This window comes from Hymenobacter armeniacus (assembly GCF_014699055.1).
Lineage (GTDB): Bacteria > Bacteroidota > Bacteroidia > Cytophagales > Hymenobacteraceae > Hymenobacter > Hymenobacter armeniacus.
On record NZ_JACXAC010000004.1, the window covers coordinates 20,383 to 46,739 of the forward strand.

The 26,357-nt window shown below is 64.4% G+C and carries 20 protein-coding genes; 10 read left to right on the forward strand and 10 right to left on the reverse strand.

Annotated elements, in window-relative coordinates; genetic code table 11:
* Positions 1–114: 114 nt before the first annotated feature.
* The 3 genes from IC234_RS11655 to IC234_RS11665 all read right to left on the reverse strand — a co-directional run bounded on the left by IC234_RS11655 (position 115) and on the right by IC234_RS11665 (position 4,082).
* Positions 115–2,352, reverse strand: coding sequence for a xanthine dehydrogenase family protein molybdopterin-binding subunit (locus IC234_RS11655; RefSeq protein WP_190924745.1), 2,238 nt, complete (start codon positions 2,350–2,352; stop codon positions 115–117).
* Between the two features lie 126 nt (positions 2,353–2,478).
* On the reverse strand, positions 2,479–3,459 hold the full coding sequence (locus tag IC234_RS11660; RefSeq protein ID WP_190924746.1) for an FAD binding domain-containing protein: 981 nt from the start codon (positions 3,457–3,459) through the stop codon (positions 2,479–2,481).
* Entirely contained in the window at positions 3,456–4,082 is a 627-nt protein-coding gene (locus tag IC234_RS11665) for a (2Fe-2S)-binding protein (RefSeq protein WP_223827641.1), read from the reverse strand. Before IC234_RS11665 ends, IC234_RS11660 begins: the two co-directional genes overlap by 4 nt.
* A 334-nt stretch (positions 4,083–4,416) precedes the next feature.
* Here IC234_RS11665 and IC234_RS11670 point away from each other — a divergent pair, with 334 nt between their 5' ends.
* The 6 genes from IC234_RS11670 (at position 4,417) to IC234_RS11695 (ending at position 13,366) form a co-directional block, all read left to right on the forward strand.
* Positions 4,417–6,018 carry a DUF6377 domain-containing protein gene (locus IC234_RS11670; RefSeq protein WP_190924747.1) on the forward strand — a complete coding sequence of 534 codons (1,602 nt, stop codon included), beginning with the start codon at positions 4,417–4,419 and terminating at the stop codon, positions 6,016–6,018.
* A gap of 275 nt (positions 6,019–6,293) precedes the next feature.
* Complete coding sequence (locus IC234_RS11675) at positions 6,294–8,414, forward strand: glycoside hydrolase family 97 protein (protein ID WP_190924750.1); 2,121 nt, start codon at positions 6,294–6,296, stop codon at positions 8,412–8,414.
* 47 nt (positions 8,415–8,461) lie between these two features.
* On the forward strand, positions 8,462–9,868 hold the full coding sequence (locus IC234_RS11680) for an alpha-amylase family glycosyl hydrolase (RefSeq protein ID WP_190924752.1): 1,407 nt from the start codon (positions 8,462–8,464) through the stop codon (positions 9,866–9,868).
* Positions 9,869–10,117: 249 nt separating this feature from the next.
* Positions 10,118–11,203 (forward strand): sensor histidine kinase, encoded by a 1,086-nt coding sequence (locus tag IC234_RS11685; protein ID WP_223827642.1) that lies wholly within the window; start codon positions 10,118–10,120, stop codon positions 11,201–11,203.
* Between the two features lie 27 nt (positions 11,204–11,230).
* A complete protein-coding gene (locus IC234_RS11690; protein WP_190924757.1) occupies positions 11,231–11,965 on the forward strand; it encodes a LytR/AlgR family response regulator transcription factor in 735 nt (244 codons plus the stop codon).
* Positions 11,966–12,025: 60 nt separating this feature from the next.
* Entirely contained in the window at positions 12,026–13,366 is a 1,341-nt protein-coding gene (locus IC234_RS11695; protein ID WP_190924758.1) for a metal-dependent hydrolase family protein, read from the forward strand.
* Between the two features lie 122 nt (positions 13,367–13,488).
* On the opposite strand, the gene IC234_RS11700 is transcribed toward IC234_RS11695, so the two are convergent.
* From IC234_RS11700 to IC234_RS11720, 5 genes are all read right to left on the reverse strand, one after another.
* Positions 13,489–14,196, reverse strand: a complete 708-nt coding sequence (locus tag IC234_RS11700) for a head GIN domain-containing protein (protein WP_190924760.1) — start codon at positions 14,194–14,196, stop codon at positions 13,489–13,491.
* Positions 14,197–14,270: 74 nt separating this feature from the next.
* A complete protein-coding gene (locus IC234_RS11705) occupies positions 14,271–14,747 on the reverse strand; it encodes a hypothetical protein (RefSeq protein WP_190924762.1) in 477 nt (158 codons plus the stop codon).
* Positions 14,748–14,821: 74 nt separating this feature from the next.
* Positions 14,822–16,867, reverse strand: a complete 2,046-nt coding sequence (uvrB, locus tag IC234_RS11710; RefSeq protein ID WP_190924764.1) for an excinuclease ABC subunit UvrB — start codon at positions 16,865–16,867, stop codon at positions 14,822–14,824.
* A 116-nt stretch (positions 16,868–16,983) separates the two neighbouring features.
* Complete coding sequence (locus IC234_RS11715; RefSeq protein ID WP_190924766.1) at positions 16,984–18,711, reverse strand: hypothetical protein; 1,728 nt, start codon at positions 18,709–18,711, stop codon at positions 16,984–16,986.
* Positions 18,701–19,360, reverse strand: a complete 660-nt coding sequence (locus tag IC234_RS11720; protein WP_317173370.1) for an RNA polymerase sigma factor — start codon at positions 19,358–19,360, stop codon at positions 18,701–18,703. The genes IC234_RS11715 and IC234_RS11720 overlap by 11 nt, the downstream gene beginning before the upstream one ends.
* A gap of 366 nt (positions 19,361–19,726) precedes the next feature.
* On the opposite strand from IC234_RS11720, the gene wrbA reads away from it, so the two are divergent.
* The gene (gene wrbA / locus IC234_RS11725) at positions 19,727–20,341 is read left to right on the forward strand and encodes an NAD(P)H:quinone oxidoreductase (protein ID WP_190924770.1); all 615 of its coding nucleotides are present in this window, start codon (positions 19,727–19,729) and stop codon (positions 20,339–20,341) included.
* 203 nt (positions 20,342–20,544) lie between these two features.
* Here the strand turns inward: wrbA and IC234_RS11730 are convergent, their stop codons facing one another.
* Complete coding sequence (locus tag IC234_RS11730; RefSeq protein ID WP_223827643.1) at positions 20,545–21,300, reverse strand: LytR/AlgR family response regulator transcription factor; 756 nt, start codon at positions 21,298–21,300, stop codon at positions 20,545–20,547.
* Positions 21,301–21,541: 241 nt separating this feature from the next.
* Positions 21,542–22,717 (reverse strand): sensor histidine kinase, encoded by a 1,176-nt coding sequence (locus IC234_RS22180; protein ID WP_190924772.1) that lies wholly within the window; start codon positions 22,715–22,717, stop codon positions 21,542–21,544.
* A gap of 276 nt (positions 22,718–22,993) precedes the next feature.
* Here IC234_RS22180 and IC234_RS11740 point away from each other — a divergent pair, with 276 nt between their 5' ends.
* From IC234_RS11740 to IC234_RS11750, 3 genes are all read left to right on the forward strand, one after another.
* Positions 22,994–24,427, forward strand: a complete 1,434-nt coding sequence (locus IC234_RS11740; RefSeq protein ID WP_190924774.1) for a serine hydrolase — start codon at positions 22,994–22,996, stop codon at positions 24,425–24,427.
* 69 nt (positions 24,428–24,496) lie between these two features.
* Complete coding sequence (locus IC234_RS11745) at positions 24,497–25,420, forward strand: ATP-binding cassette domain-containing protein (RefSeq protein ID WP_190924776.1); 924 nt, start codon at positions 24,497–24,499, stop codon at positions 25,418–25,420.
* Entirely contained in the window at positions 25,417–26,250 is an 834-nt protein-coding gene (locus IC234_RS11750; RefSeq protein ID WP_190924778.1) for an ABC transporter permease, read from the forward strand. Before IC234_RS11745 ends, IC234_RS11750 begins: the two co-directional genes overlap by 4 nt.
* The last annotated feature ends 107 nt before the right edge of the window (positions 26,251–26,357 follow it).

The window sequence follows — 26,357 nt, forward strand, 5'->3', positions numbered from 1 at the left end:
GTCCGAAAAGCAAGCGGCCCCTCCCCAAAATGAGTACCCCCAAGCTGTGCGTGGGCCCGGCAAACGACCTACAATAATGCCGGCCGCGCCCAAGCACAGCTTGGGGGTACGCTTCTACACCAGCTTGTCGGGCGTGATGGGCAACTCCCGCACCCGCTTGCCCGTCGCGTTGAACACCGCGTTGGCAATGGCCGGGGCCACGCCGATGATGGCAATTTCGCCGATGCCTTTGGTGCCCAGCGCGTTCACGTGCGGGTCGGGCTGGTTCACAAACAGCACCTCCACGGCGGGGGCGTCGGCCTGCACGGGCACGTGGTAGTCGGCCAGGTCCTTGGTTACGTAGCGGCCAAAACGGTCGTCCATGTGGGTGGCCTCCATCAGGGCCATGCCGATGCCGCCCACGGCGCCGCCCTTCATCTGGTTGCCGGCCGTTTTCTGGTTCACGATGGTGCCCGCGTCGGCGCAGGACACCAGCTTGCTCACGCGCACTTCGCCGGTGAGCGGGTTCACTCGCACCTCAGCAAAATGCACCGAATACGAGTACATGGAATACTTCTGGCCGTTCTCGCCGTTGGGTTTCGATTCCACCGTGACAAAGCCGCCGTCCGTTTGCTTCAGCAGGTCGGCGTAACTGGCGCGAGCGGTATCGTTTCCGTTTAGCGTCAGGTATTTGTCGGCGAACACAACGTCTTCTTTCCTGGCCGAAGCGAAGGCGGCGTTGCTGGCGCCCGCCATCGTGCGCAGCTTCTCTTTCAAGGCCAGGCAGGCTTCCTGCACGGCCGGGCCCACGGTGTTCACAATGGCCGAGCCGCCCTGCGTGGGCGCGGGCGCAAACTCCGAGTTGCCCCACTCAAACCGGATTTTCTCGGGCGGCAGGCCCAGCGTGTCGGCCGCAATCTGGGTCATGGCCGTGCCGGTGCCGGGGCCAATGTCGGTCACGGCGCTTTGCAGTACCACGGTGCCGTTGGGCAGCAGCCGCACGTTGGCCTTCGACGAGCCCCGGTGCGCCCCAAAAGTGCCCACGCCCATGCCGTAGCCAATCAGCCAGTCGCCGTCGCGCAAGGAGCCCGGCTTCAGCTGCCGCTTGCTCCAGCCAATGCGCTCGGCCCCCATCTGGTAGCATTCCTTCAGAAACTTGCTCGACCAAGGCTTGCCGTTTTCGGGGTCCTTGTCGGTGTAGTTGCGCAGCCGGAACTCCAGGGGGTCGAGGTTCAGCAGGTGGGCCATTTCGTCCATGGCCGATTCCAGCGCAAACGCGCCGGTGGCCTCGCCGGGCCCGCGCATCCAGATGGGCGTGCTCACGTCGAGGGCTGCCAGGCGGTAGCGGGTGTTCACGTTGGGCGCCGTGTACATCATGCGCGTCTGCTGCACCGTCGACTCCGTGAACTCCTCGTAGCTAGAGGTTTGGCCCGTGGCTTCGTGGGTGATGGCCGTGATTTTGCCGTCGGGCGAGGCACTCATCCCGATTTTCTGCCAGGTGTGGGGACGGTAGCCCACCATGGTGGTCATCTGCTCGCGGGTGAGCACCAGCTTCACCGGCCGCTTTACCTGGCGGGCCGCGATGATGGCCGCCGACTCGTGGGGCCAGCTGTGCAGCGCATTGCCGAAGGCGCCGCCCACAAACGTGGCAATGACCTTCACGTTTTCCTCGGGCAAGCCCCACTCTTTGGCGAAGTCGCGGCGGGTGGCCATGGTGCCCTGCGTTTTGTCGTAAATCGTCAGGCGGTCGGGCGCTTCCCAGTGCGCTATAATGGCCTGCAACTCCATGGGGTGGTGCACCTCGGTCGGAATCACGTACTCGGCTTCGAGCTTGACCGCGCCGGTTTTGTAGGCATCGGCGGTGCCGCGCACGTAGTCGGCCACGCCCGATTTGGGGTTCTTCTTGGCCTGCGTGGGCACAAAGGCCTGCCTTAGCCCCGCGGCCATGTCGGTTTCGTGCTTCTCCTGCTCGTACTCGGCCTTCACCAGTCGCGCCGCGAAGCGGGCCCGCTCCAACGTGTCGGCCACCACCACGGCAATGGGCTGGTCGTTGAAGCGCACCTTGTCGTCGTTGAACACCTTGAGCCGGCCGCCCGTCGTTTGGGGCTGGGAGGGGTCTTTGCCCGTAGGCGTGAAGCCCGGCACCTTGGGCGAGTTGAAATGGGTGATGACGGCCAGCACGCCCGGCGCTTTTTCAGCCGCCCGGGCATCAATGCTCTTGATGCGGCCCTTGGCGATGGTGCTGCCCACCAGCACGGCGTAGCTCATGCCGGGCAACTCGTACTCGGCCGAATAGGTGGCCGCGCCGGTCACTTTCAGGTGGCCGTCTACCCGGTTCAGCGTGCTGCCGATTTGCTTGCTTAGTGGTTTCATAGTTTGGATAAAGAGCTGTAGAGACGCAATATGTTGCGTCTCGTCGTTGAGCGATGACGCTTGGATTACGCCCGAGAGGTGTGCTGGCGGCGCGGACGACGAGACGCAACATATTGCGTCTCTACCTCAGGCAGCCGTTGCGTTTTTAAGGGCCTGCACCAGCGTGTTGGGCGCTAGGCGCAGCTTGTATTCGTTGTGCTTGAAGGCTTTTGCGCCCTGCATGGCCACAGTTGCAGCCTGCTTAAAGGTCTCTTCGGTAGCCGGCTTGCCCACCAGAAACTGCTCGGCGGCCGTGAGGCGCCAGGGCTTGTGCGCCACGCCGCCGAAGGCTAGTCGCGCCGCTTTGATGGTGCTGCCGTCCAGGTCCAGCGCCGCGGCCGCCGACACCAGCGCGAAGGCGTAGCTCGCCCGCTCGCGCACCTTGTGGTAGCTCACGTGCTTCGTAAACGGGTTATCGGGTACCTCCACGGCCGTGATGAGCTCGCCGGGTTCCAGCGTGGTGTCTTTTTCGGGCGTGTCGCCGGGCAGGCGATGCAGGTCGGCGAAGGCAATGCGGCGGTCGCCGCGGGGGCCGCTCACCAGCACGGTGGCGTCGAGAGCCACCAGGGCCACGCTCATGTCGGACGGGTGCACGGCAATGCATTTGTCCGAAAAGCCGAAGATGGCGTGCATGCGGTTGATGCCTTCCAGCGCGCCGCAGCCGGTGCCGGGCTCGCGCTTGTTGCAGGGCATGGCCGTGTCGTAGAAGTAGGGGCAGCGGGTGCGTTGCAGCATGTTGCCGCCGGTGGTGGCCATGTTGCGCAGCTGGGCCGAGGCCCCGGCGTTGATGGCCTGCACCAGCAGCGGCTGGTGCTCGCGCACCTGCTTGTCGTCGGCCACGGCCGAGTTCAGGGCCAGCGCGCCGATGCGCAGCTTGCCCGGGTCGTGGTCAATTCGGGTGAGGGGCAGGCGGTTGATGTCGACCAGCTTTTGCGGGGCCATCACGCCGCGCTTCATCAGGTCGACGAGGTTGGTGCCGCCGGCAATGAAGGTGGCATTGGCGTCTTTGGCCACGGCCTCAATGGCGGCCTGCTGCTTGCTGGGGCGGACGTACTGGAACTGGTTCATACTTTTTGCCCTCCGTTTTTCACTTCCTGAATGGCCGCCACGATGTTGGTGTAAGCCCCGCAGCGGCAGATGTTGCCGCTCATGTACTCCCGGATTTCGGCCTCCGAGTCGGCGTGGCCTTCGCGCACGCAGGCCACGGCGCTCATTATCTGGCCGGGCGTGCAGTAGCCGCACTGAAAGCCGTCGTGCTTCACAAACGCGGCCTGCATGGGGTGCAGCTTGTCGCCGTCGGCCAGGCCTTCGATGGTCGTGATTTTCTTGCCGTCGTGCATCACCGCGAAGCTCAGGCAGCTGTTCACGCGCTGGCCGTCGACGTGCACGGTGCAGGCGCCGCACTGGCCGTAGTCGCAGCCTTTTTTGGTGCCCGTCAGGTTGAGCTGTTCGCGCAGCAGGTCGAGCAGCGTGGTGCGGGGCTCCACGTCGAGCTTGTATTTCTTGCCGTTGATTTCCAGCTTCAGCGGCACCTTTTCGATGGCCGCGGCCACCCGTTCGTCCAGCTCGGCCGTGGCAGCCTGCACCACGGGCGCTGGCACCAGGGCCACGGCCGTGAGCAGCGACGACTGTTTCAGGAAGTTGCGGCGCGCCTCGTCGTGGCTGGGCGGCAGGTCAGGTTCGTTATTCATAGAAAAAGCAGAAATACAGTTCGATAGAAAAACCGGCCCCACCGGCCCGGGCTTTGTGCATACGAGTGGGCGGGGCGGCCGTTGGGCCGAAAACCCCGAAAGCACCCAGCGGTGGCCTCATGCATGAATACACGCCGCTGCTCAACGCCGAACCCTGCAACCAGGCGCGCCCGGCCGGAGGGGAGGCCCGGCCTTCACAACTGCGTTTAAGCTACAAATTGTTTTTGAAAAAAGCTGAACGCGCCGCGTGCCACCCAATAGGTGCTATTTTTGACACTTGCCCTTATTATGGTCTCTGTCCTCGCCGGTGAAGCTTCTATTCTTTCTTTGGGGGGTGCTGGGGGTTGTGCCGATGACGGCCTGGGCCCAGGCCAGCCCCAACGACAGCCTGCTGACGGAGCTGCACCGCGCCCTGGCCCAGAAAAATACCTACGACGGCCAGCGCCTGAACCGCATTGCGGTGCTCACCGCCGATTTTGCCTCGGCTGAGGTGAGCGACAACACCCGGTTCGACCTGGCCCTGCGCATCTACGACGAATACAAAGCCTTCAAATACGACTCGGCTTTTGTGTATTGCCAGAAAATGCGGCGGCTGGCCAACCGCCTTCACGACCCCGAAAAAATTGAGGTGGCGCAGCTCAAGCTGGCCTTCGTGCTGCTGTCGTCGGGCTTGTTCAAGGAGACGTTCGAAACGCTGGACAGCATCGACGCGCGCCGCCTGACGCGCCCTGACCGGCAAAGCCTTTATTTTCTGAAAGCGCGGGCCTACAGTGATTTGGGCAATTTCAACCAGGACCAATCCTACCGCCCGGCCTACTACGCCAAAGCCCTGGCCTACGCCGACACCGCCCTGCAGCTCTGCCGCCCGGGCTCCTACGAGTGCCTGGAAGTGCAAGAGTTTCGGGCCCAGAAAAACAACGACCTCGCAGCCGCGGCAGCCGCGTATGCCGAGATTCGGCGGCTGCCGCGCCTCACGCAGCACCAACTGGCCGTGAGCGCCAGCACCACGGCCTACCTCTACGAGCAGGCCGGGCAGCCCGAAAAAGCCTTCGAGTTGCTGCTCGTATCGGCCATTGCCGACGTGAAATCGGCCACCAAGGAAACCACGGCCATCTTCAAGCTCTCGGACTATTGCTACCGCACCGGCGACCTCAAAAACGCCTACGCTTTCATCCGCGAAGCCCGCGAAAACGCCACGTTCTACAAGGCCCGGCAGCGGCAGCTTGAAATCAGCCACGTCTCGTCCGTCATCGAAGGGCAGAAAATCAACATCATCGAAAGCCAGCGCAAGTCGCTGAAAACATACGCCATCATCATGACGGTGCTGGCCGGGGTGGTCATTGCCTTCGCGGTGGTGAGTGCGCTGGCCCTGCGCCGGCTGCGCAAAGCCGACCAACTCGTCTTCGCCGCCAACCGCGAGCTGCGGGCGCGCAACGACGAGCTGCACCAGCTCAACAGCGGCCTCAACGAAGCCAACCAGATTAAGGAGGAGTACATCGGCTACTACTTCCACAACAACTCGCAGTACATCGACAAGCTCGAAACCCTCAAAAAGCGCGTGGAAGCCCTGCTGAGCAGCAAGCAGTACGCCGGCCTGCAAAAGCTGGTCGACGGCGTGAACATCAAAACCGAGCGCAACGAGCTGCTGAAGGGCTTCGACACAGTGTTCCTGCGGCTGTTTCCCAATTTCATTGCCCAGTTCAACTCGCTTTTCCGGGAAGAAGACCGCCTGACGCTGGCCGACGACCAGTTGCTGACGGCCGAGTTGCGCATCTTCGCCCTCATCCGCCTGGGCATTGCCGACAGCGAGCAAATCAGCCGCATGCTGGGCTATTCCATCAACACGATTTACACTTATAAGACGCGGGTGAAAAACCGCTCGCTGGTGCCGAACGAGGAGTTTGAGGCGCGCATCCAGGCCATTGAGGCGGTGTAGCGAAACGGCCGGGGCAGCCGGCTACGCTGGCCGATAAGCAGGTCTTTAGGAGCTGCTGATGCAGGCGAACGAGGCTATATCGGGGCAATATTTTGGGGGATGGTTTTGGGTGTAGCGCATTGATTTTCAAAGTGAATTTGTCTTGACGGGTTGATATTTTCTATATCCGTCTTTGATTAGGTACGGGCGGGAGGGGGAGGCGCTAGCTTTGTTACCTTCCCACTCCAACCGATGGCGGCCAGGCCCGCCGGCCCTGGTGCTTCGGCACTTGACTTATGAGAAAATTGCTGCTGGCCCTGGGCCTGCTGACGGCGGCGCGTGGTGCCCACGCCCAGGCCGCCGCCCCGCTCACCGCCCGCCTCGACCAGGTGAGCCTGACCGTGGCGCTGGGCGCCGACGGCCGCCCCACCTACGCCGTTTCTTACGGCACGAAATCCGTCATCAAGCCTTCGCGGCTGGGCCTGTCTTTTGCCGATGGCAAGGGCTTCGAAGGGCCGCTGGAGCTGGCCGGCAGCGACACCAAAGACGTGGACGAAACCTGGACGCCGGTGTGGGGCGAGGTGAAGACCATTCGCAACCACTACCGGCAGCTCACGGTGCACCTGCGCCAGCCGGCCGCCCCCGGCCGCTTGCTCGACGTGGTGTTTCGGGTGTTTGCCGATGGGGTGGGCTTTCGCTACGAGTTTCCGGCGCAGCCCAACCTGGGCTACTTCACGGTGCAGGACGAGCACACTGAGTTCAACCTGCCGGCCAACCACAAGGCCTTCTGGATTCCGGGCGACTACGACTCGAACGAGTACGCCTACACCACCAGCCGGCTGAGCGAGGTGAACACCACGCCCATTGAAGCCATTCAGCAGAAAGCCGACCCCAAGCGGGTGCAGACGCCGCTGATGCTGAAGTCGGACAACGGGCTGTACGTCAACATCCACGAGGCCGCGCTGGTGAACTACCCGGCCATGTTCTTGAACGTGGACACGCAGACCTTCGGCCTGCGCAGCCAGCTCGTGCCCGATGCCACCGGCACCGGCGCCAAGGCCTACCTGCAGGCGCCGGAGCACACGCCCTGGCGCACCGTGGTGGTGGCCGACAACGCCCCGGCCATTCTCTCGTCCAAGCTCATCCTGAACCTGAACGAGCCCAGCAAAGTGGCCGAAACCGGCTGGATTCAGCCGCAGAAATTTGTGGGCGTGTGGTGGGAGATGCACGTGAACCGCGCCAGCTGGAACTACGCCGACGTGTCGAACATCAAGCTGGATAATACCGACTGGAATGCCCTGAAGCCCAACGGCCACCACGGCGCCACCACGGCCCACGTGAAGGAGTACATCGACTTCGCGGCCCGGCACCACATCCCCGGCGTGCTGGTGGAAGGCTGGAACGTGGGCTGGGAAGACTGGGCCAATAACTGGAAGGAAAACGTGTTCGATTTCGTGACGCCATACCCCGATTTCAACGTGGACGAGCTGCAGCGCTACGCCGCCGGCAAGGGCGTGAAGCTCATCATGCACCACGAAACCAGCAGCTCGGTCACCAACTACGAGCGCCGGCAGGACGCCGCCTACCGCTTCATGAAGCAGCACGGCTACGACGCCGTGAAAACCGGCTACGTGGGCCGCATCATCCCGCGCGGCGAGCACCACGACGGCCAGTGGATGGTGAACCACTACGTGCGCACCGCCCAGCTCACGGCCGATAACAAAATAATGGTGGACATGCACGAGGCCGTGCGCCCCACCGGCCTGCACCGCACCTACCCCAACTGGCTGGCCAACGAAGCCGCCCGTGGCAACGAGTTCAACGCCTGGAGCAGCGGCAACCCGCCCGAGCACGAAACCATCCTGCCCTTCACCCGCCTCATGGGCGGGCCAATGGACTACACCCCCGGCATTTTCCAAATCAAGCTCGACGACTGGAACCCGGAGCGGAATAAGGGCAAGCAGGTGCACACCACCCTGGCCAAGCAGCTGGCCCTGTACGTGACCATGTACTCGCCCCTGCAAATGGCCGCCGACCTGCCCGAGGCCTACGAAAAGCACCTCGATGCCTTCCAGTTCATCGAAGACGTGCCCGTGGATTGGGACGACACCCGCGTGCTGGCCGCTGAGCCCGGCGACTACCTCACCACCTTGCGCCGCGCCAAAGGCAAGGACGAGTGGTACCTGGGCGCCATCACCGACGAAAACGCCCGCAAGCAGCGCCTCAAGCTCGATTTCCTCACGCCGGGCCAGCGCTACGAGGCCACCATCTACGCCGACGGCCCGGGCGCCGACTGGCAGAAGAACCCCATGGCTTACCGCATCAGCAAGCAAGTGGTGACCAGCAAATCGTCGCTGACGCTGCAGCTGGCGCCGGGCGGCGGGGCGGCCGTCAGCTTCAAGCCGGTGAAGCGATAGCGGCCTGGCGTATTCGCGTAACTCATTTTATCATAGACTTTCTCGACATGTTTACTCAACGAATTGCGCGCGCTGCGGCGCTGGTGCTGGGCACCGTGGGCCTGCTGGCGGCTTGCCACAAAGACGCTCCGCCGCCCGATGTGACCTTCCCCACCATCACGTCGACGCCCACGCCGCCGCAGTACGGCACGCCTTTCGCCGGGGTGCCCAACCGCCAAGACGCGGTAATTTACCAGGTCAACATGCGGGCCTTCAGCCAGGGCGGTAACCTGGCCGGCGTCACGGCGCGGCTCGATTCCATCAAGGCCATTGGGGTGAACGTGCTGTACCTCATGCCCATTTACCCGATTGGCACCGATAGCAAGGCGGTGAATTCGCCCTACGCCGTGAAGGACTACCGGGCGGTGAACCCCGAGTTTGGCACCCTGGCCGACCTGCGCGCCCTGGTGGACGCCGCCCACGCCCGCGGCCTGACCGTGATGCTAGACTGGGTGGCCAACCACACTTCTTGGGACAACGCTTGGATAACCCAGCACCCGGACTGGTACGTGCACGAGGCCAACGGCGCCATCAAGGCGGTGTCGAACAACGGCACGACTTACAACGACGTGGCCCAGCTCGATTTCAACAACGCCTACATGCGCGCCGAAATGATATCGGCCATCAAGTCGTGGGTGTTCACGGCCAACGTGGACGGCTTTCGCTTCGACTACGCCGACTTCCAGCCCGCCGACTTCTGGAAGCAGGCCGTCGACACGCTGCGCAACGTGAAGAGCCACAAGCTGCTGCTGCTGGCCGAGGGCAAGCGCCCGGCCAACTTTGCCTCCGGTTTCGACTACAACTTCGGGTTCGATTTCTACGGCGGCATCTACAACGTGTACCGCAGCAACCAGCCGGCCACGGTGTTTGATGCGCTGAATACCAGCGAGTACTCGGGCGCCACCGGCACGCAGCAGGTGGTGCGCTTCATCACCAACCACGACGTGAACGGCTCGGACGGCAGCCCGGTCACCCTGTTTGGCGGCGACGCGGGCGCCATGTCGGCCTTCGTCATTGCGGCCTTGTACAAAGGCATTCCCTTCGTGTACAACGGCCAGGAAGTGGGCATGAGCCGCGCCATTCCGTTTCCCTTCACCGGCGTGAAAATTACCTGGGGCGTGCGCTCCGACGTGAAACGCGCCTACCAGCAGCTGCTAAGCGCCCGCGCGGCCAGCACGGCCCTGCGCACGGGCACGCCCACGTCCTACAGCACCGCCAACGTGTGCGCCTTCACCAAAACCGCCGGCGCCGAGCAGGCCCTGGTGCTGGTGAACGTGCGCAACTCGGCCCAGACGTTCGCGGTGCCCGCCGCCCTGGCCAACAGCAGCTGGACCAATGCCCTACAGGGCGGCACCGTGGCCGTTGGCACCTCGGTCACGCTGCCGGCTTACGGCTACCTCGTGCTGAAAAAGTAAGGGCTGAAGTAGCAGAGCAGACGAAAAGAGCCGGGCAGCGCCCGGCTTTTTTCATGTACGCGGGGTAGGTGCTGAGCATTATCGCCAGGTTCGTCACATTATTCGCCGCATTCGTCCCAGGTAGTTTAGCCGGTGGCAATGGCCCAGTAATCTTGTTGCCGAAAGGGCCTTCTGGCAGCGACGGCGCTTGCTTTGTCGCTGCTGCGGGGCCAGCCATTCTCCAACGTTTTCACCAGCATGTATTATTTGATGACGGTTCGCATTCCTGCATTCATCCGCCAGTTGGGCGTCTTCCTGTGGCCGCAAGGCGATGACGCGCCGCCTTCGTCTCCGCTCACCATCCGGCGCGACGTAGTGGTGCTGGCCTGCGTGTGGGTGATGGGCTTGTTGCTGCTGCTGGAAGCCAAAGCGGACCTCGGCCTGTTTCTGTTTTGGAACATCCTGGCGCTGTCGACTGCCGCCATGCACAGCTTTGCCAGCCGCTCGCTCATTCCCGGTGTGCGGGGCCGCAAGCGCCCGTTGCTGCGCTATTTGCTGAAGGCGTTCCTGGTGTTGCTCGTGGCGATGGTGCCCGTTGGTTACCTCGTGGTGGTCCTCACCAACGACCATTACGACCGAGGGCCCGTTTTTGCCATGCTGAACAGCCTGTTTCAGTTCCTGTTCACGGTGCCGCTGTCGTGGGTGCTGTACCGGCGGCGGGCGCGCGGGCAGGAGGCCATCGAAGGGCTGAAGCAGGAGCTGGGGCAGTCCGAAGCCACGCTGGAACTGCTGCGCTCGCAGATAAACCCGCACTTTCTGTTCAATGCCCTGAACACGCTCTACGGTACGGCCCTGCAGGAAAACGGCGAGCGCACCGCCCAGGGCATCCAGATGCTGGGCGACATGATGCGCTTCATGCTGCACGAAAACCACCAGCCGCGCATCCTGCTGGCCCGCGAGCTGGATTACTTGCGCAACTACGTCGAACTGCAGTCCTTGCGCATTGCCACGTCGCCCGGCATCAGCCTCGACACGGCCCTGGACGAAGTGCCGCTGGGCAGCTCCATCGCGCCCATGCTGCTGATTCCTTTCGTGGAAAATGCTTTCAAGCACGGCATCAGCCTGCAGCATAAATCCTGGATTAAGGTGAGCCTGCACGTGACCGACAACCGGCTGTATTTCGACGTGTACAACAGCATTCACCCCAAGTCGGAGGCCACGTTGCCCGACGAAACCTCCGGCCTCGGGCTGGCCAACGTGCGCCAGCGCTTGGCCCTGCTCTACCCCGGCCGCCACGAGCTAGCCATCCGCCAAACCCTGGGCGAGTACTTTGTGCACCTCACGCTGGAGCTGTAGCTTCAACGCCAGTCCATCCCGCCGCCCATGAAAGCCATTGCCATCGACGACGAGCCCATTGCCCTGGACGTGGTGCGCGCCCTGGCCGCCAAGGTGCCGTTTCTGGAGCTGCGGGCCTGCTTCACCGATGCTTTTCAGGCGCTCGAGTATTTGCAGCGCGAAGCCGTGGACGTGCTGTTTGTCGACATCAACATGCCCGATATCTCAGGGTTGGAATTCGTGAGCAGCCTGGCCGAAAGGCCGCTCATCATCTTCACCACGGCCTACTCCGAGCACGCCGTTACGGGCTTCGAGCTCGATGCCGTGGACTACCTGCTCAAGCCGTTTTCGCTGGCCCGCTTCCTGAAGGCCTGCAACAAAGCCCAGGCCTTGCTGCAGCTGCGCGCAGCGCCGCCGGCCGCGCCCGCCCCGGGCTACTTCTTCCTAAAAACCGGCCCCGAGCAGGTGAAAGTGCGCTTCGACGAGATTCTGTACCTCGAAGCGGCCGGCAACTACGTCACCTTCGTGCTCACGGGCCGGCGCTTGCTGACCCGCCTCACCATTCAGGAAGCACTCGATTTGCTGCCGGCCGAGCGGTTCACGCGAGTGCACCGCTCTTTCGTGGTGGCCAACGACAAGGTCGACAAAGTAGAGCGGCACCAACTCGGCATTGGCAAAGTAGCGGTGCCGGTGGGCGCCTCCTACCAGCTGCTGGTGCAGCCACGGCTGCTGGCACCTAGCCCGGCCGCTCCGCTGCGCGAGGAGGGCCAGGCGCCCGCATAAATCGGCCCAGGGCGTAGCTTCGCGAGGGCCGCCCAGATGGCGGCCTTTTTCGCCTTTCGTATGCATTGTTTTCGTTTGCCCGCCGCGGCCCCGGCCCGGTTGAGGGCCTTCTGGCGTTTGGGTCGGGCCGGCGCCGTGTTGCTTGCGGGCTTGCTGCCGGCCCAGGCGCGTGCCCAGGCCGGGGCGCTGGCACCGGCCACAGGGGCCTTGCTCCTACGCCCGGCCGCCGTGTTCGACGGTCAGGAACGGCACGTGGGCTGGGCCGTGCTTGTCGAAAACGAGCGAATTGTAGCCGTTGGGCCCGCGGCGCAAGTGGCCGCGCCCGCCGGTGCCCGCACCCTGGAGCTGCCCGGCCTCACCCTGCTGCCCGGCCTCATCGAAGGGCATTCGCATTTGCTGCTGCACCCCTACAACGAAGCCGCCTGGAACGACCAGGTGCTGCTCGAATCGCAGGCGCTGCGGGTGGCGCGGGCCACGGCGCACGCCCAGCGCACGCTGCTGGCCGGCTTCACCACCGCCCGCGACCTGGGCACCGAAGGCGCCGGCTTTGCCGACGTCGGCCTCAAGCAGGCCATCGACCAGGGCCTCATCCCCGGCCCGCGCTTGCTGGTGGCTACGCGGGCGCTGGTGGCCACGGGCAGCTACGGCCCCAAGCTTTCGGTGGACGAAAATGTGCCCCAAGGCGCGCAGGAAGCCGACGGCGTCGACGGCATCGTCCGGGCCGTGCGCGAGCAAATCGGCAAGGGCGCCGACGTCATCAAAGTGTACGCCGACTACCGCTGGGGCTTGAATGGCACTGCTCAGCCCACGTTCTCGCAAGAAGAGTTGGCTCTGATTGTGCAAACGGCCCGCTCGGCGGGCCGCGGCGTGGTGGCCCACGCCAGCACGCCCGAGGGCATGCGCCGCGCCGTGCTGGCTGGCGTCGAAACCATCGAGCACGGCGACGACGGCACCCTGGAGGTGTTTCAATTGATGAAAAAGCGCGGCGTGGCCCTGTGCCCCACCGTGACTGCCAGCGACGCCACCTCGCAATACAAAGGCTGGAAAAAAGGCCAGGAGCCGCTGCCGCCGCGCCTGCAAGCCAAGCACCTCAGCATGCAGGCCGCCCTGAAAGCGGGCGTGACGCTGGCCATGGGCGGCGACGTGGGCGTGTTTGCCCACGGCGACAACGCCCGCGAAATGGAGCTGCTGGTGCAGGACTACGGCCTCACGCCGCTGCAGGTGCTGCGCCAGGCCACCAGCGGCAACGCCCAGATTTTCCACCTTGCCGACCGCGGCAGCATCCGCCCTGGCCTGCTGGCCGACCTGGTGGCCGTGGCCGGCGACCCCACGCAGGACGTAGCCGCCGTGCGCCAGGTGCGCCTGGTGATGAAAGGCGGCGTGCTCTACAAGCAGCCCTGAGCATCGCCTCCGCCGAAGAGCTTTGTGCTGATGGATTGGTACAAAAAAAGCCCAAACCGGTCAGGTTTGGGCTTTAAAATAGGGCCAGTGGCTTCAGGTAGCCAGCGGCTCATGGGGCAAAGCTAATTGGCGCGGCGCACGCTGCTACCGCCCGAGTGAGAAGCGTTGGCCACGCGGGCGGCGCCTTTGTAGCGCACGTCGGAGCCGCCGCTGGCACTGGCGGCCAGCTCGCCGTCCACCGTCAGCTCCACGTCGGAGCCGCCGCTGGCGCGCACGTCGGCTTTGGTGCTTTTCAGGTTGTAGCCGTTGTAGTCGGAGCCGCCGCTCACGTCCACGGTTTGCTGGTCCACGCGGCCGCTCAGGTCCACGTCGCTGCCGCCCGAAGCCGAGCAGGTTAGGGTTTTGGCCGTGAGGCTGAGCTTCACATCGGAGCCGCCGCTGGCGCTAATCTTGAAATTGTCGGCCGAGAAATTCGATTGGCCTTTGGCGTCGGCGCCGCCGCTCAGGCTCAGGCCCGTCAGGCGCGGGCAGGTGATGTACACGTTGGCCTTGCGGTTGTTGCTGAGCAGGTTTTTCCACGAAAAGCCGTTTTCCCAGCCAATTTTGAGGATGCCGCCTTCTACCGTGGTCACGAGGTGTTTCTGGGCGTTTTCCGACGCTTCCACCAGCACCGAGGTAGTGGCGCCCTGGGTCAGCACCACGTCGATGCCACCGCTGGAGGCGACGGCTTGGAACGTGCCCACCTGGCGGGGCTGCTTCACTTGGGCCTGGGCCGTGCAGGAGGCGAGCGAAACGGCCGCCACGGCAGCCGCGAAGAATAAGTTGTTCATCGTAGTAAGCAGAAAAAAGAGGTGTGAGCAAACGGATGCCGATAACCCGCGCGGGGTTGCTTGGCCGGCTAAAGCTACAACGCCTTGCGGAATAGGTAACGCGTTTGCGATGCCGTGGAAATAGAGGTGGTGGACTTATACACTGGCCGTTGCGGGTCGTTGAACTGCAGGTCGCGCTCTACTTTTTGCTCGGCACTGGTGGGCCGCACCTCGGTCCGAATTTCAAGCAGCTCCCAGCCGTCGGCCGCCAGCTCGTTCATGGTTTTTAGCAGCATCCGGTCGAGCTCGCCGGGAGAATCGGGGTTAAACAGCTTGCGGGCGGGCTCAAGCCTCGTTTGGCCGCGCCAGGCCGGCGCCAGCCACACTTGCCACGGGTCGAGTTGCACCAGTTGGTATTGGTAGCGCACCCCCGGCGTGCTGCTCACCGTGGTGGTGCTCACCGATGATTGCAAACTGGATTCGGGCAGGGGCGGTATAACGGAGGAGTGGTTCGACTGCGCAGCAGCCATTCGGACCGGCAGCAGGGCCGCCCAGAGTAGCCAAGTTTTCATAACACTAAAAAGAAAAAGGGGAAATGCGACCACTGTGGTCGCATTTCCCCTTTGCCGAATACCGTGCCAAACCCCTACTCGCGCTTGCCCTTGAGCATGGTGCGCAGCGCAGCCAGCTCGTCGCGCAGCTTGGCGGCCGTGAGAAAGTCGAGGTCCTTGGCCGCGGCTTCCATCTGCTTTTCGGTGGTTTTGATGAGCTTTTCCAGCTCGGGGCGGGTCATCATGGCCACCACGGGCTCGGCGGCCAGGGCCAGGGCGGTGCCACCGTCGGAGTCGGGGCCAGCGTAGCCCTGGGTTTCCACCACGCGGTAGTCGGCCAGGTCGGTTTGGCCGATGATTTCGGCGTGGCTCTTGCGCACGGTGCGCGGCGTGATGCCGTGCTCCTGGTTGTAGGCCAGCTGGGTGGCGCGGCGGCGGTTCGTTTCATCAATGGCCCGCTGCATGGAGCCCGTGATGCGGTCGGCGTACATAATGACCTTGCCGCGGTCATTCCGCGCCGCCCGGCCCATGGTTTGGATGAGGCTGCGCTGGTCGCGCAGGAAGCCCTCCTTGTCGGCGTCCAGAATGGCCACCAAGCTCACTTCGGGCAAGTCGAGGCCTTCGCGCAGCAGGTTCACGCCGATGAGCACGTCGATTTCGCCCAGGCGCAACTTGCGCAGGATTTCCACGCGGTCCAGCGTTTTCACATCGGAGTGCACGTACTCTACCTTAATGCCGAGGCGGTCCATGTACTTGCTGAGTTCCTCGGCCATGCGCTTGGTGAGGGTGGTGACGAGCACTCGGTCGCCCATTTTCACGCGGTTGTCCACCTCGTCCAGCAAGTCGTCAATCTGGTTCACGCTGGGCCGGATGTCGATTTCGGGGTCGAGCAGGCCGGTGGGGCGAATAATCTGCTCCACGATGATGCCGCCGCTTTGCTCCAGCTCGTAATCGGCCGGCGTGGCCGACACGTACACGGCCTGCCGGAACATGCTCTCAAACTCGTTAAACGTCAGCGGCCGGTTATCGAGGGCCGAGGGCAGGCGGAAGCCGTACTCGATGAGGGCCGTTTTGCGGCTGCGGTCGCCGCCCCACATGGCCCGGATTTGGGGCATGGTGGCGTGGCTTTCGTCCACCACCAGCAGGTAGTCGTCGGGGAAATAATCGAGCAAACAGAAGGGCCGCGAGCCCGGCGTGCGGCCGTCGAAATAGCGCGAGTAGTTCTCGATGCCCGAGCAGTAGCCCAGCTCCCGAATCATCTCCAAATCGAACTCGGTGCGCTCCATGATGCGCTTGGCTTCGGCGTCGCGGCCTTCTTTTTCGAAGTAGGCGTGCTGGTGCACCATGTCGTCCTGAATCTGCTTGATGGCCGAATTCAGGGTTTCTTTGCCCGTCACGAACAGGTTGGCCGGGTACAGGGCAATGCCGTGGGCTTCGTCGCTCAGCTTCTTGCCGCTCACCGGGTCAATCTTGTGCACCGACTCGATTTCATCGCCGAAAAAGTAGATGCGAATGGCGTAGTCGGCATAAGCCGGAAACACGTCCACCGTGTCGCCCTTCACCCGGAACGTGCCGCGCGAAAACTCCACCTCGGTGCGCGAATACAGAATCTGCACAAACTGATAGAGCAGGTTGTTGCGCGTGTAGCGCATGCCCGGCTTCAGAAAAATGACGTTTTTGGCGAATTCCTCGGGGTTGCCGATGCCGTAGATGCACGACACCGAGGCAATGACGATGACGTCGCGCCGCCCGCTGAGCAGGGTGGAGGTGGTGTGCAGCCGCAGCTTCTCGATTTCCTGGTTGATGGCCAGGTCTTTCTCGATGAACACGTCGGTGCTGGCGATGTAGGCTTCCGGCTGGTAGTAGTCGTAGTAGCTGATGTAGTACTCGACGGCGTTGTTCGGAAAAAACGCCTTGAATTCGCCGTAGAGCTGCGCGGCCAGCGTTTTGTTGTGGCACAGCACCAGGGCCGGCTTGCCGGTTTCGGCAATGACGTTGGCCATGGTGAAGGTTTTGCCGGTGCCGGTGGCGCCCAGCAGCACCTGGGCCGGCTCGCCGTTGTTGATGCCCTCCACGAGCTTGGCAATCGCCGTGGGCTGGTCGCCGGTGGGCTTGAATTCAGAGGTAAGTTGGTACTCCATGCAACGGGAAAGGTAGGCCGAAAAGGTCAGCCTACCTTAACCATAAACGGAGAAATTGGGTTTCGGAGGAATCGAGAAAAACGTGGCGGCATGACGTTCTTTTCAGGTTCTGCCTACTACCGCCCGAACTCCACGCCGGCTTCCATGCCGAAGCTGTAGGGGCGGCTTTGCGCCAGGAAGCTCTGCGCCGGGTGCGCGTTCAGCGGCACCAGCCCCATTTCGGCCACGGGGCCCAGGGTGAGTGCCCAGCTGCCGGCCGCGGGGCGGTATTGGGCGCCGGCTGCGCCGCGCAAGGTGCCCAGCACGCGGCGGTAAGGCCCCCCGGCGGTAAGCACCGAGTACGTTTTGGTGGCTTCGGGCTCGCCCTCCACCTCGCTGCGGGCGCCCAGCAGGGCGCTCACCACGCCTCCCAGGCGGCCGTAGAAGCTCCAGCCGCGCTTCACGGGGTTGGAGTAGCTCACCTCGAAGGGCACGCCGGCCATGCGATAGCGGAAATTGGTGGTGCGCAGGTCGCTGTTGGTAAACGAGCCCAGGTCGTAAAGCTGTTCGCCCACGAAGGCGGAGGTAGAAGCCGACTTGGCGGTGGCCTGAACGAACTCCAGGCCGGTGCTGGCCGACCAGTGGCCTTTCAGGTGGCGGGTGGCCAGCAGGGCAATGCGCTGGCTGAGGCCGGGGCGCAGGTTTTCGCGGTATTGGGTGGCGGCGGCTTCGGTCAGGGCCGGCGAGTCGGGGCCGAGGGCGGGGTTGTATTCAAACTCCGGCTCAATGCCTTTGCGCGAGAAATTGACGTTGGGATTGTACACGGAAGCGGCGTAGCTCACGCCGTAGTGCCACTTGCCAAAGTCAGCTGCGGGAGTCGGCTCGGGCAGTGCCACGGTGGCCAGGCCTTTGGGCAGGGCGGCGGCATCGGTCAGGCTGAGCGTAGCCGGCCGGGCGGCGAGGAAGCCCACCTGCTGGGGGCCGGCCACCGAAGCCGCCGGCGAGAGCCCAGCCGAAGCCGAAGTGCCCCCCGCTGCTTCCGCAGCAGCGCTGGCGCCGCCTACCGGAACAGCCGAAGCCACGGCGCCGCTTGCGGGAACCGTGCTGGCGGCCACCACGCCGCTTTCCGCCACGCGGGCAGGCCCAGCCGCACCCGACACCGAAGCGGAAGCCGGGTCGGCCTGCGCAATAACGGCGCCGCGGCTTGCGGCCACCGAGCCCGCCTGCTGGGCCGCCGACATGCCCGCTACGCGGCCGGCGTTGCCGGAGCGGCCAGCCGGAGCCGCATTTTCGAAGCCCTGGCGTACCGAAGCTGAGCCGAAGCCAGTGTCGGCCGCCGAGGGGTTGGCGGCGTAGGTGCGCGCGGTATTCGCGTTGCGCTCGCGCGAGCCGGCAGTTTCCGAAGCAGCGTAAGTGCCCGCCGCGCCAGCTGCATCGGTGGCTGCTTCGGGGGCAGCGGCGGAAGTGGCCGAATGCTGCGGCCGGCTCGTGCTATTGAGCTGGCCGGCGTTGTCGGCTGCGCGGGAGGGTGTGGGGGCGGCAGCGTACCCGCCGTGCTGGCCCTGGGCGGTGCCGGCCGGCGCGGTGGCTACCTCGGCGCTGCCAAAATTGCCGTCGTGCTGGGCCCACCAGCCGGTGCCGGCCAGCGTGGCCAGCAGCAGGCTGGCCGCGGCCACCCAGCGCGTGGCCACCAGGCGCTTGCGGTACACTTCGTTTTGCCGTATCAGCAGGGAGTTGTCAATCTGGTCCCAGAGCATGGGGCGCGGCGGCACGGCGGCTTCCTCCCCCATGTGGTGGCGGAATAATTCCTCCAGGCTGCCGGTGGTTTTAGGCGTAGTGGTATCGTCGATAGGATTAGCTGACATGGCGGGTTGGAGCCCCGAGGCGCTCCAGTTTAGTTTGTAAGATGACGCGGGCCCGGGAGTACTGCGATTTGCTCGTGCCCTCGGTGATGCTCAATAATTCGCCGATTTCCTTGTGGGTATAGCCTTCGATGGCGTAGAGGTTGAACACCATGCGGTAGCGGGGCGCCAGCTCTTGCACCATGGCCAGCAGCTCCTGAAAATTGTAGTTGCTGAGCGTAAATTCTTCGCTGGACAACGTTTCCGGGTATTCACCGTCGCTCACGGCCACCAGCGAGGCGTTGCGGCGGTGCTGGCGCAGGGCCGCGTTAATCATGATGCGGCGAATCCAGAACTCCAGCGGGCACTCGCGGCGGAAGCTGGCCAGCGTGCGAAACACCGTCAGGAAACCCTCCTGCAGCACGTCTTCGGCCTCGAAGGTGGTTTGGGCGTAGCGCAGGCACACGGCCATCATTTTGCCGGCGTACTTATCGTAGAGCAGCTTTTGGGCCAGCTGGCGACCGCGCAGGCAGCCGTCAATCAGCTCGGCTTCGGTGGGCGGGCTGGTCACGGCCGAGCTGCGGCTGGCGGTGAGGCGCGGCGCCACGGGCGCGGCCGCTTGGTCGGGCAGCACGTCGTCGGCCCCGAACGCAAACCAGGTGGCCGCGCTCACGCCGGCAGCCGGTAACCCAGGCCGGCGAGGGAAGGAGTAGACAAGGTCATTTTTTGCAGCATAGAAAGGCGAAGGTGTTGGGGCAAAGCCCGGCCCGCACAAGGCGTACTGCAAAGGGGAGGCACCCCGCCGCCAAAAGGTTGCAAGCAGGGTGCAAACCGTTTGGGTTATCGAGCAAAGCAGCGTTCGGTACCAATCCATGCCCGAATATATTTCGCAGAGCGCCAACAACCTTTCCCCGGCTTAAAGGGTATTAAATGTACCTACATTAAATAGTGGGCCTGTATAAGCTTATTTTCACTCGGCCCCGTACCTATGGTTCTGTAGTCTTTTCTTCTTTTTCTTAACCCTTAATAACTTCCTCACATGAAGACTCTTGTGCTGTTCTATTCCACCTATGGCCACGTCTGGAAGCTGGCCGAAGCCGTGGCCGAAGGCGCCCGCCAAGTGGCCGGCAACGACGTAGTGGTGAAGCGCGTGCCCGAAACCCTGCCCCAAGCCATTCTCGACCAGATAGGGGCCACGGGTGCGCAGCAGGCCTTCGCCCACGTGCCCGTGGCCACGCCCGAGGAACTGGCCGAATACGATGCCATTATCTTCGGCACGCCCACGCGCTACGGCAACATGTGCGGCCAGATGCAGGCCTACCTCGACAGCACCGGCGGCCTGTGGGCCAAGGGCGCGCTGGTGGGCAAAGTGGGCGGGGCGTTTGTGAGCACGGCCACCCAGCACGGCGGCCAGGAAACCACCATTCGGGCGGTGCACACCGCGCTGCTGCACCACGGCTTCATTCTGGTGGGCCTGCCGTATGCCTGGCAGGGCCAGATGGGTCACCACGAAGTGACCGGCGGCACGCCCTACGGCGCCAGCACCGTGGCCGGCGGCCAGGGCGAGCGCCAGCCCAGCGAAAACGAGCTCGAAGGCGCCCGCTTTCAGGGCAAGCACACGGCCGAAATCGCCAGCAAACTGGCCGCGAAGTAGGCAAGCGTGCTACCTGTCGTTGCGAGCGCAGCGCGGTAATCCGTTCTCGCTGAGTGACTAGTATAGCAATGTAAAAAGTCCCGGCACTGTGCAGTGCCGGGGCTTTTTTATGACTTTAGCGCGCCTCAGGATTGGTCGCACGGAGAGGACGGACTGCCACGGGCTGCGCCCTCGCAATGACGGGTGGCGCCCGCACAGGCGCCCTACAGCTGGTTGTGGGCCCGAATCAGTTCTGCAAACGACTCGCGGTAGGTGTCGCCCACGGGCAGCAGGCGGCCTGCCACCTGCACCTTGCCGCGCTCTACGTGCTCGATGCGGCTAAGGGCCACCAGAAACGACTTGTGAATGCGCGCAAACCGCTCGGGCGGCAGCACTTCCTCCACCCGGCGGAAGGATTGCAGCGTCAGGATTTTGCCGGCGCTGGCCGTGTGCAGCAGCAGGTATTCCTTCATGCCTTCGATGTAGAGAATGTCATCGAACGCCACGCGCTGCAGCCGGTGTTCGTTTTTGACGAACATGGCATCGGCCGGAGCCGGGGCAGCGGCGGGGACGCTGGCTTCGGGAGCGGCGGGGGCTGCCGGCCCGGCAACGCTGTTGGGAAGGGACTGTCGCACCTTGCTTACGGCCTGTAGAAAGCGGTCGAAAGCAATGGGCTTGAGCAGGTAGTCGGCCGCGTTCAGGGTGTAGCTCTGCACCGCGTACTGGTCGTAAGCGGTGGTGAAAACGATGCGCGGGGCGGGCGTGGGCAACAGCTGCACCAGCTGCAGGCCGGTGAGGCGCGGCATGTGAATGTCCATGAACACCACATCCACGGGGTTGTCCTGCAAAAACGCCAGGCCGGCCAACGCATCGTGAAACTGCCCGCGCAGCTCCAAAAACGGCACTTGCGCGCAGTAGTCGGCCAGCAGGTCGAGGGCCAGCGGTTCGTCGTCGAGGATGGCGCAGGTCAGGCGTTGCATGTGGGGTAGGCGGGTTTAGTATCGGTTGGTTTGGGTATTGTAAAAGAACGTCATGCCGAGCGCAGCCGAGGCATCTCGCGTGCTTCGTGCAGCGGGGCGCCTCACCCCCAGCCCCTCTCCCAAGGGAGAGGGGAGCCGGACGATTGAGTTAGTTCAGCACGCGGGATGTCTCAATCGTCCGGCATGACGTTCTTTCTGCTCACTGCTCACTGCTCACTGCTCACTGCTCACTGCTCACTGCTCACTGCTCACTGCCAAGCTGCAGCACCAGCTCCACGGCGTACTCGCCGGGCAGGGTGCGAATGTGCAGCTCGTGGCGCTCCGGGTACAGCAGCGCCAGGCGGCGGCGCAGGTTGTGCAGGCCGAGGCCGCCGGGCTGGCGCGGCAGGTCGGCGATGGCGGCCACGTAGTTGTGCACCGAGAAGCGCAGCTCGGAGCCTTCCACTTCCAGCTCCATCCGGATGGCTTCGGGGCGGGCAGCAAGGTCGCCGTGCTTGAAGGCGTTTTCGACCAGTGGCAGCAGCAGGAGCGGGGCCACCGGCGGGGCCGCCTCGATGGCGCCGTGGGTGGTGAATACGATGGCGGTTTCGGCCTCGGCGGCGGGCAGGCGCAGGCGCTGCAACTCCAGGAAGCTGCGCAGGTGCGTGAGCTCCTGGGCGAGGCTCACGGCGTCGGCGCCGCTGTCGTAGAGCAGGTAGCGCATGCTCTCGGCCAGGCGCAGCACGGCTTCCGGGGCGCGGTCCGATTTGCGGCTGGTGAGCGAGTAGATGTTGTTGAGGGTATTAAACAGAAAGTGCGGGTTAATCTGGGTTTTGAGCATGCCCAACTCCGTTAGCAGGTGCTGGCGCTCCAGCTCGCGGCGGTTGCGCTGGCCCTGCAGGTACTCAATGGTCATGCGCACGCCCGAGCTGGCCACCAGCGTGAGCAGGCCGCCCAGCAGCAGCCCTATCCACAGCGAGCCCGTGTAGGCGGCCAGCCCGGGCTGGTGGCCGTTCATCAGCCAGTACACCGCATTGGATGCGGCGATGCGCAGCAGCCCAAATACCCCGGCCGAGGCCAGCGCCAGCGCCAGGTACGTGGCCAGCCGCCCCTGCGGCAGCGTGCGCGGAAACAGCGTCACCCAGTTCCAGTAGAACAAGGCCGCCGTGAACCCATCCAGCACGGCGTTGCGCACAAACCACACCGCATCGAGCTTCACGGTGCTTTTGGGGCTGAGGCGAATGGCGTAATACAATAGGGCATCGATGCCCAGCAGCACCGCCACCAGCAGCAGGTGTACCCACCACGGCACGGGCGTGTGGTCGTGCACCCGCGGCCACCACCGGAAGCCGGCCGAAGCGCGCGCGCGGACACGGGCCGGCTGCTCAGGAGCGGCAGCGGAAACAACAGCGGCGGGCGAAAGAAGAGAATTTTCCACGTCGAAAGGTAGGAAATGCGGCAATGGCGCCCGGCCCGGTTTCAACCAACGCCCCGCCCGGCCCGCCCAACGCCGGCCGCCGGTACACCAACCCGCTGCCGCAACCCAAGGCACCCGTTGGTGGAACCCAAAGCCGGATTGACGGGCAAAAAAGCGGTGTTGCCGGAAGCCGCACCGGGATTGGTTGAATAGTGGTTTGCCGATGTTTTGGCGGGTCTAGGTTTGCCTCAGATTTCACCAGTCGCTCACTTCCTCGCCACTCTCACTGCTTTTGCCATGAAAAAAACCTTCTACCTCCATGTGGCCCGTTCCGGCGTGTTCTTCCTTGGGTTGCTGGGGGCTGCCGGCGTGCTGGCCCAGCCCACCGCTCACGCCCAACCGGCCACCGCCGCTGCCCCCGCCCCCGCGCTGGCGCAGCAGCTCGACGACTTCGTGCGGCAGTACGAAAAAAGCGGCCGGTTTTCGGGCACGGCGCTGGTGGCCGGCCACGGCAACATCCTCCTGCAGAAAGGCTACGGCCTGGCCAACCGGGAGCAGAACCGCGCCAACTCCGCCGACACCAAATTCCGCATCGGCTCGCTCACCAAGCAATTTACGGCCGCGCTGGTGCTGCAATTGGTGGATAAAGGCCGGCTCAGGCTCGACGGCCACGTGGCCGACTACCTGCCCGACTACCCCCAGCCGGCCGGCGGCCAAATCACCCTGCACCAGCTGCTGACGCACACCGCCGGCCTGCCCAACTACACGGCCCAGCCCAACTTTGCCTCCGCCGTGATGCGCACGCCCCACACGCCCACGCAGCTGGTGGCGCTGTTTTCGACGCTGCCGCTGGAGTTTGCGCCCGGCACCCAGTACCACTACAGCAATTCCAACTACGTGCTGCTGGGCGCCATCATCGAGAAAGTGACCGGCAAGCCCTACGCGCAGGTTTTTCAGGACAACATTGCGGGCCCGCTTAAGCTCAAAGCCACGTCCGTCGATGTGTGGGAGCCCGCCGACGCCCGCCGCGCCGCCGGCTACGAAACCTCCCCCAACGGCCTCGTGCCCGCCCCGGCCCTCGACATGACGGTGCCGTATGCGGCGGGCGCCATCACCTCCACCGCCCCCGACCTCTACCGCTGGAGCCAGGCCCTCGATGGCAACCGGGTGCTCTCCCCGGCCAGCAAAAAACTGCTCTTCACGCCCCTAAAAAACCACTACGCCTGCGGCTGGATAGTGTACAAAGCCAAAATCGGGGCCGAAGCCGACAGCACCCTGACGCAGGAGCACAACGGCCGCATCAACGGCTTCAGCTCCTACCTGGTGCGCGTGCCGCAACGCCAGCAGGTGATTGTGCTGCTCGACAACCACGGCGGCGAAGCGCTGGCCGAGCTGCGCCAGGGGCTGCTGCGCATTCTGCACCATCAGCCGGCCGTGGCGGCCCCGGTGCCCAGCGCCCCCGTGGCCGTCGACCAGGCCACGCTGGGCACCTACGTGGGCGTGTACGAGCTGGCGCCCACTTTCCGCATCACCGTGCGCCAGCGCGACGGCCGCCTGTTTATGCAGGCCACCGGGCAGTCGGAGTTCGAAACCGAGGCCGTGTCGCCGGTGCTGTTTGCCGTCAAGGGCGTGCCCGCGCAGGTAGAGTTTGCCAAGAATGCCACGGGCCAGGTGGCGCGGCTCATCCTGCACCAGAACGGCCACGCCCAGCCCGGCGCCAAAATAGAATAGCTACTTAGCTATACTAGCCACCGATTGAATTCCGTTTGCAACCGCTTTTCTCACCTTCTCCTTTCTGCAATGAATACCGCTCCCCTTGTCGAAACCACTGACCTTTCGTTCCGATTTGGGGAGCGGCCCGTGCTGCACGGCCTGGGGCTGGCCGTGCCCGCCGGCAGCATCTACGGCTTCCTGGGGCCCAACGGGGCCGGCAAAAGCACCACCCTGCGCCTGCTGCTGGGGCTGCTGCGCCCCGGCAGCGGCACGGTGCGCCTGTTTGGGCACGAGCTGGCCCGGCACCGGGTGGCCCTGCTCAGCCGCGTGGGCGCCCTCATCGAAAACCCCTCGCTCTACGACCACCTCACCGGCCACGAAAACGTGGAAGCCACCCGCCGCCTGCGCGGCCTGGCGCCCGCCCGCACCGCCGCCGTGCTGGCCCAGGTGGGCCTGAGCGCGGCCGCTCACCGCCCGGTGAAGGGCTACTCGCTGGGCATGAAGCAGCGCCTGGGCCTGGCGCTGGCCCTGCTGCCCGACCCCGACCTGCTCATCCTCGACGAGCCCACCAACGGCCTCGACCCCGCCGGCATCAGCGACCTGCGCCTCCTGCTGCGGCAGCTGCGCGAGGAGCACGGCAAAACCATTCTGCTCTCCAGCCACCTCATTGGCGAGGTGGAGAAAGTGGTGACCCACGTGGGCGTCATTCAGCAGGGACAGCTGGTGTTTCAGGGCAGCCTGGCCGAAATGCAGGCCCGCCAGCACACCCGCGCCCAACTGGTGCTCGAAACCGCCTGCGCCGCCACCTGCCGCCGCCTGCTGCCCGAGTTGCACGAGGCCACCGTGGCTGCGCCGGGTACCCTGCGCGTGCCTTTTCACTCGCGGGAGCACACCGCCGCGCTGGCCAGCGCCCTGGTGGCCGCCGGCCAGCCCGTGTTCGGCCTGCACTGCGAGCAGCCCACCCTCGAAGACACCTTTTTGCACCTCACCGAAACCACCGCTGCCCAATGAGCCCCGCCATTGCTTCCTCTTCTCCCGCGCTGCCGGCCGTGCCGGGGCCTTTTGTGCAACTAGGACGCAGTCTCACGGCCGATGTGCTGAAGCTGCGCCGCACCCCGGCGCTGTGGCTCACGCTGGCCAGCGGCGTGCTGCCGGTGCTGCTCAACTTCTGCATTTTCTACTTCAAAGGCCACCTCATGCTAAAGCCCGGCGCCGACGGTTGGGTGAAGTACGCCAGCATGAGCTGGCAAACGGCCGCCGTGCTGCTGCCGCTGTTCGTGGTGCTGCTCACCAGCCTGGTGGTGGGCGTGGAGAACAAGGCCGAGGGCTGGAAGCACCTGTTTGCGCTGCCGGTGGGCCGCCTGCCGGTGTGGCTGAGCAAGCTCCTGATAATTCTGGGGCTGAATGCGCTGGCCCAGGTGCTGTTTGTGGCCCTACTGCTGGCCGGCGGCTACCTGCTGCAAGCGCTGCGGCCGGAGTTGCGGCTGCAGCAGTTTGCGCCGCCGTTTCATGTGCTGGGTGTGCTGTTGGGCCGCACCTACCTGGCCACGCTGGGTATTGTGGGCGTGCAGTACGTGCTGAGCAAGTGGCAGTCGGGCTTTGTGCTGCCGGTGGCGGCGGGCATGGCGGGCTGGGTGGCCGGGCTCACCCTCATGCGCTGGGAGCACGTGGGCTGGATTCCCTACGCCGGCCCCTTCCTCACGCTCACCACTACGCCCTTCAAGGCCGTGCCGGGGCTGGTGGTGCCCGCCGTGGCGCCGCACGAGTGGTACCAGCTGCTGTGGTTTGGCGCGGCCGTGGTGCTGGGCTATGTATTTTTGCGCTGGCGCAACTTGGCCTGAGGCCGAAAAAGAGTCGACGCGGCGAAACCAACCGAAAATAATTCGCCGCCTTGTAATAAAACCGGCTATTTCCTGATACACCTTCTGCCAAACGGCAGCTTATAAAA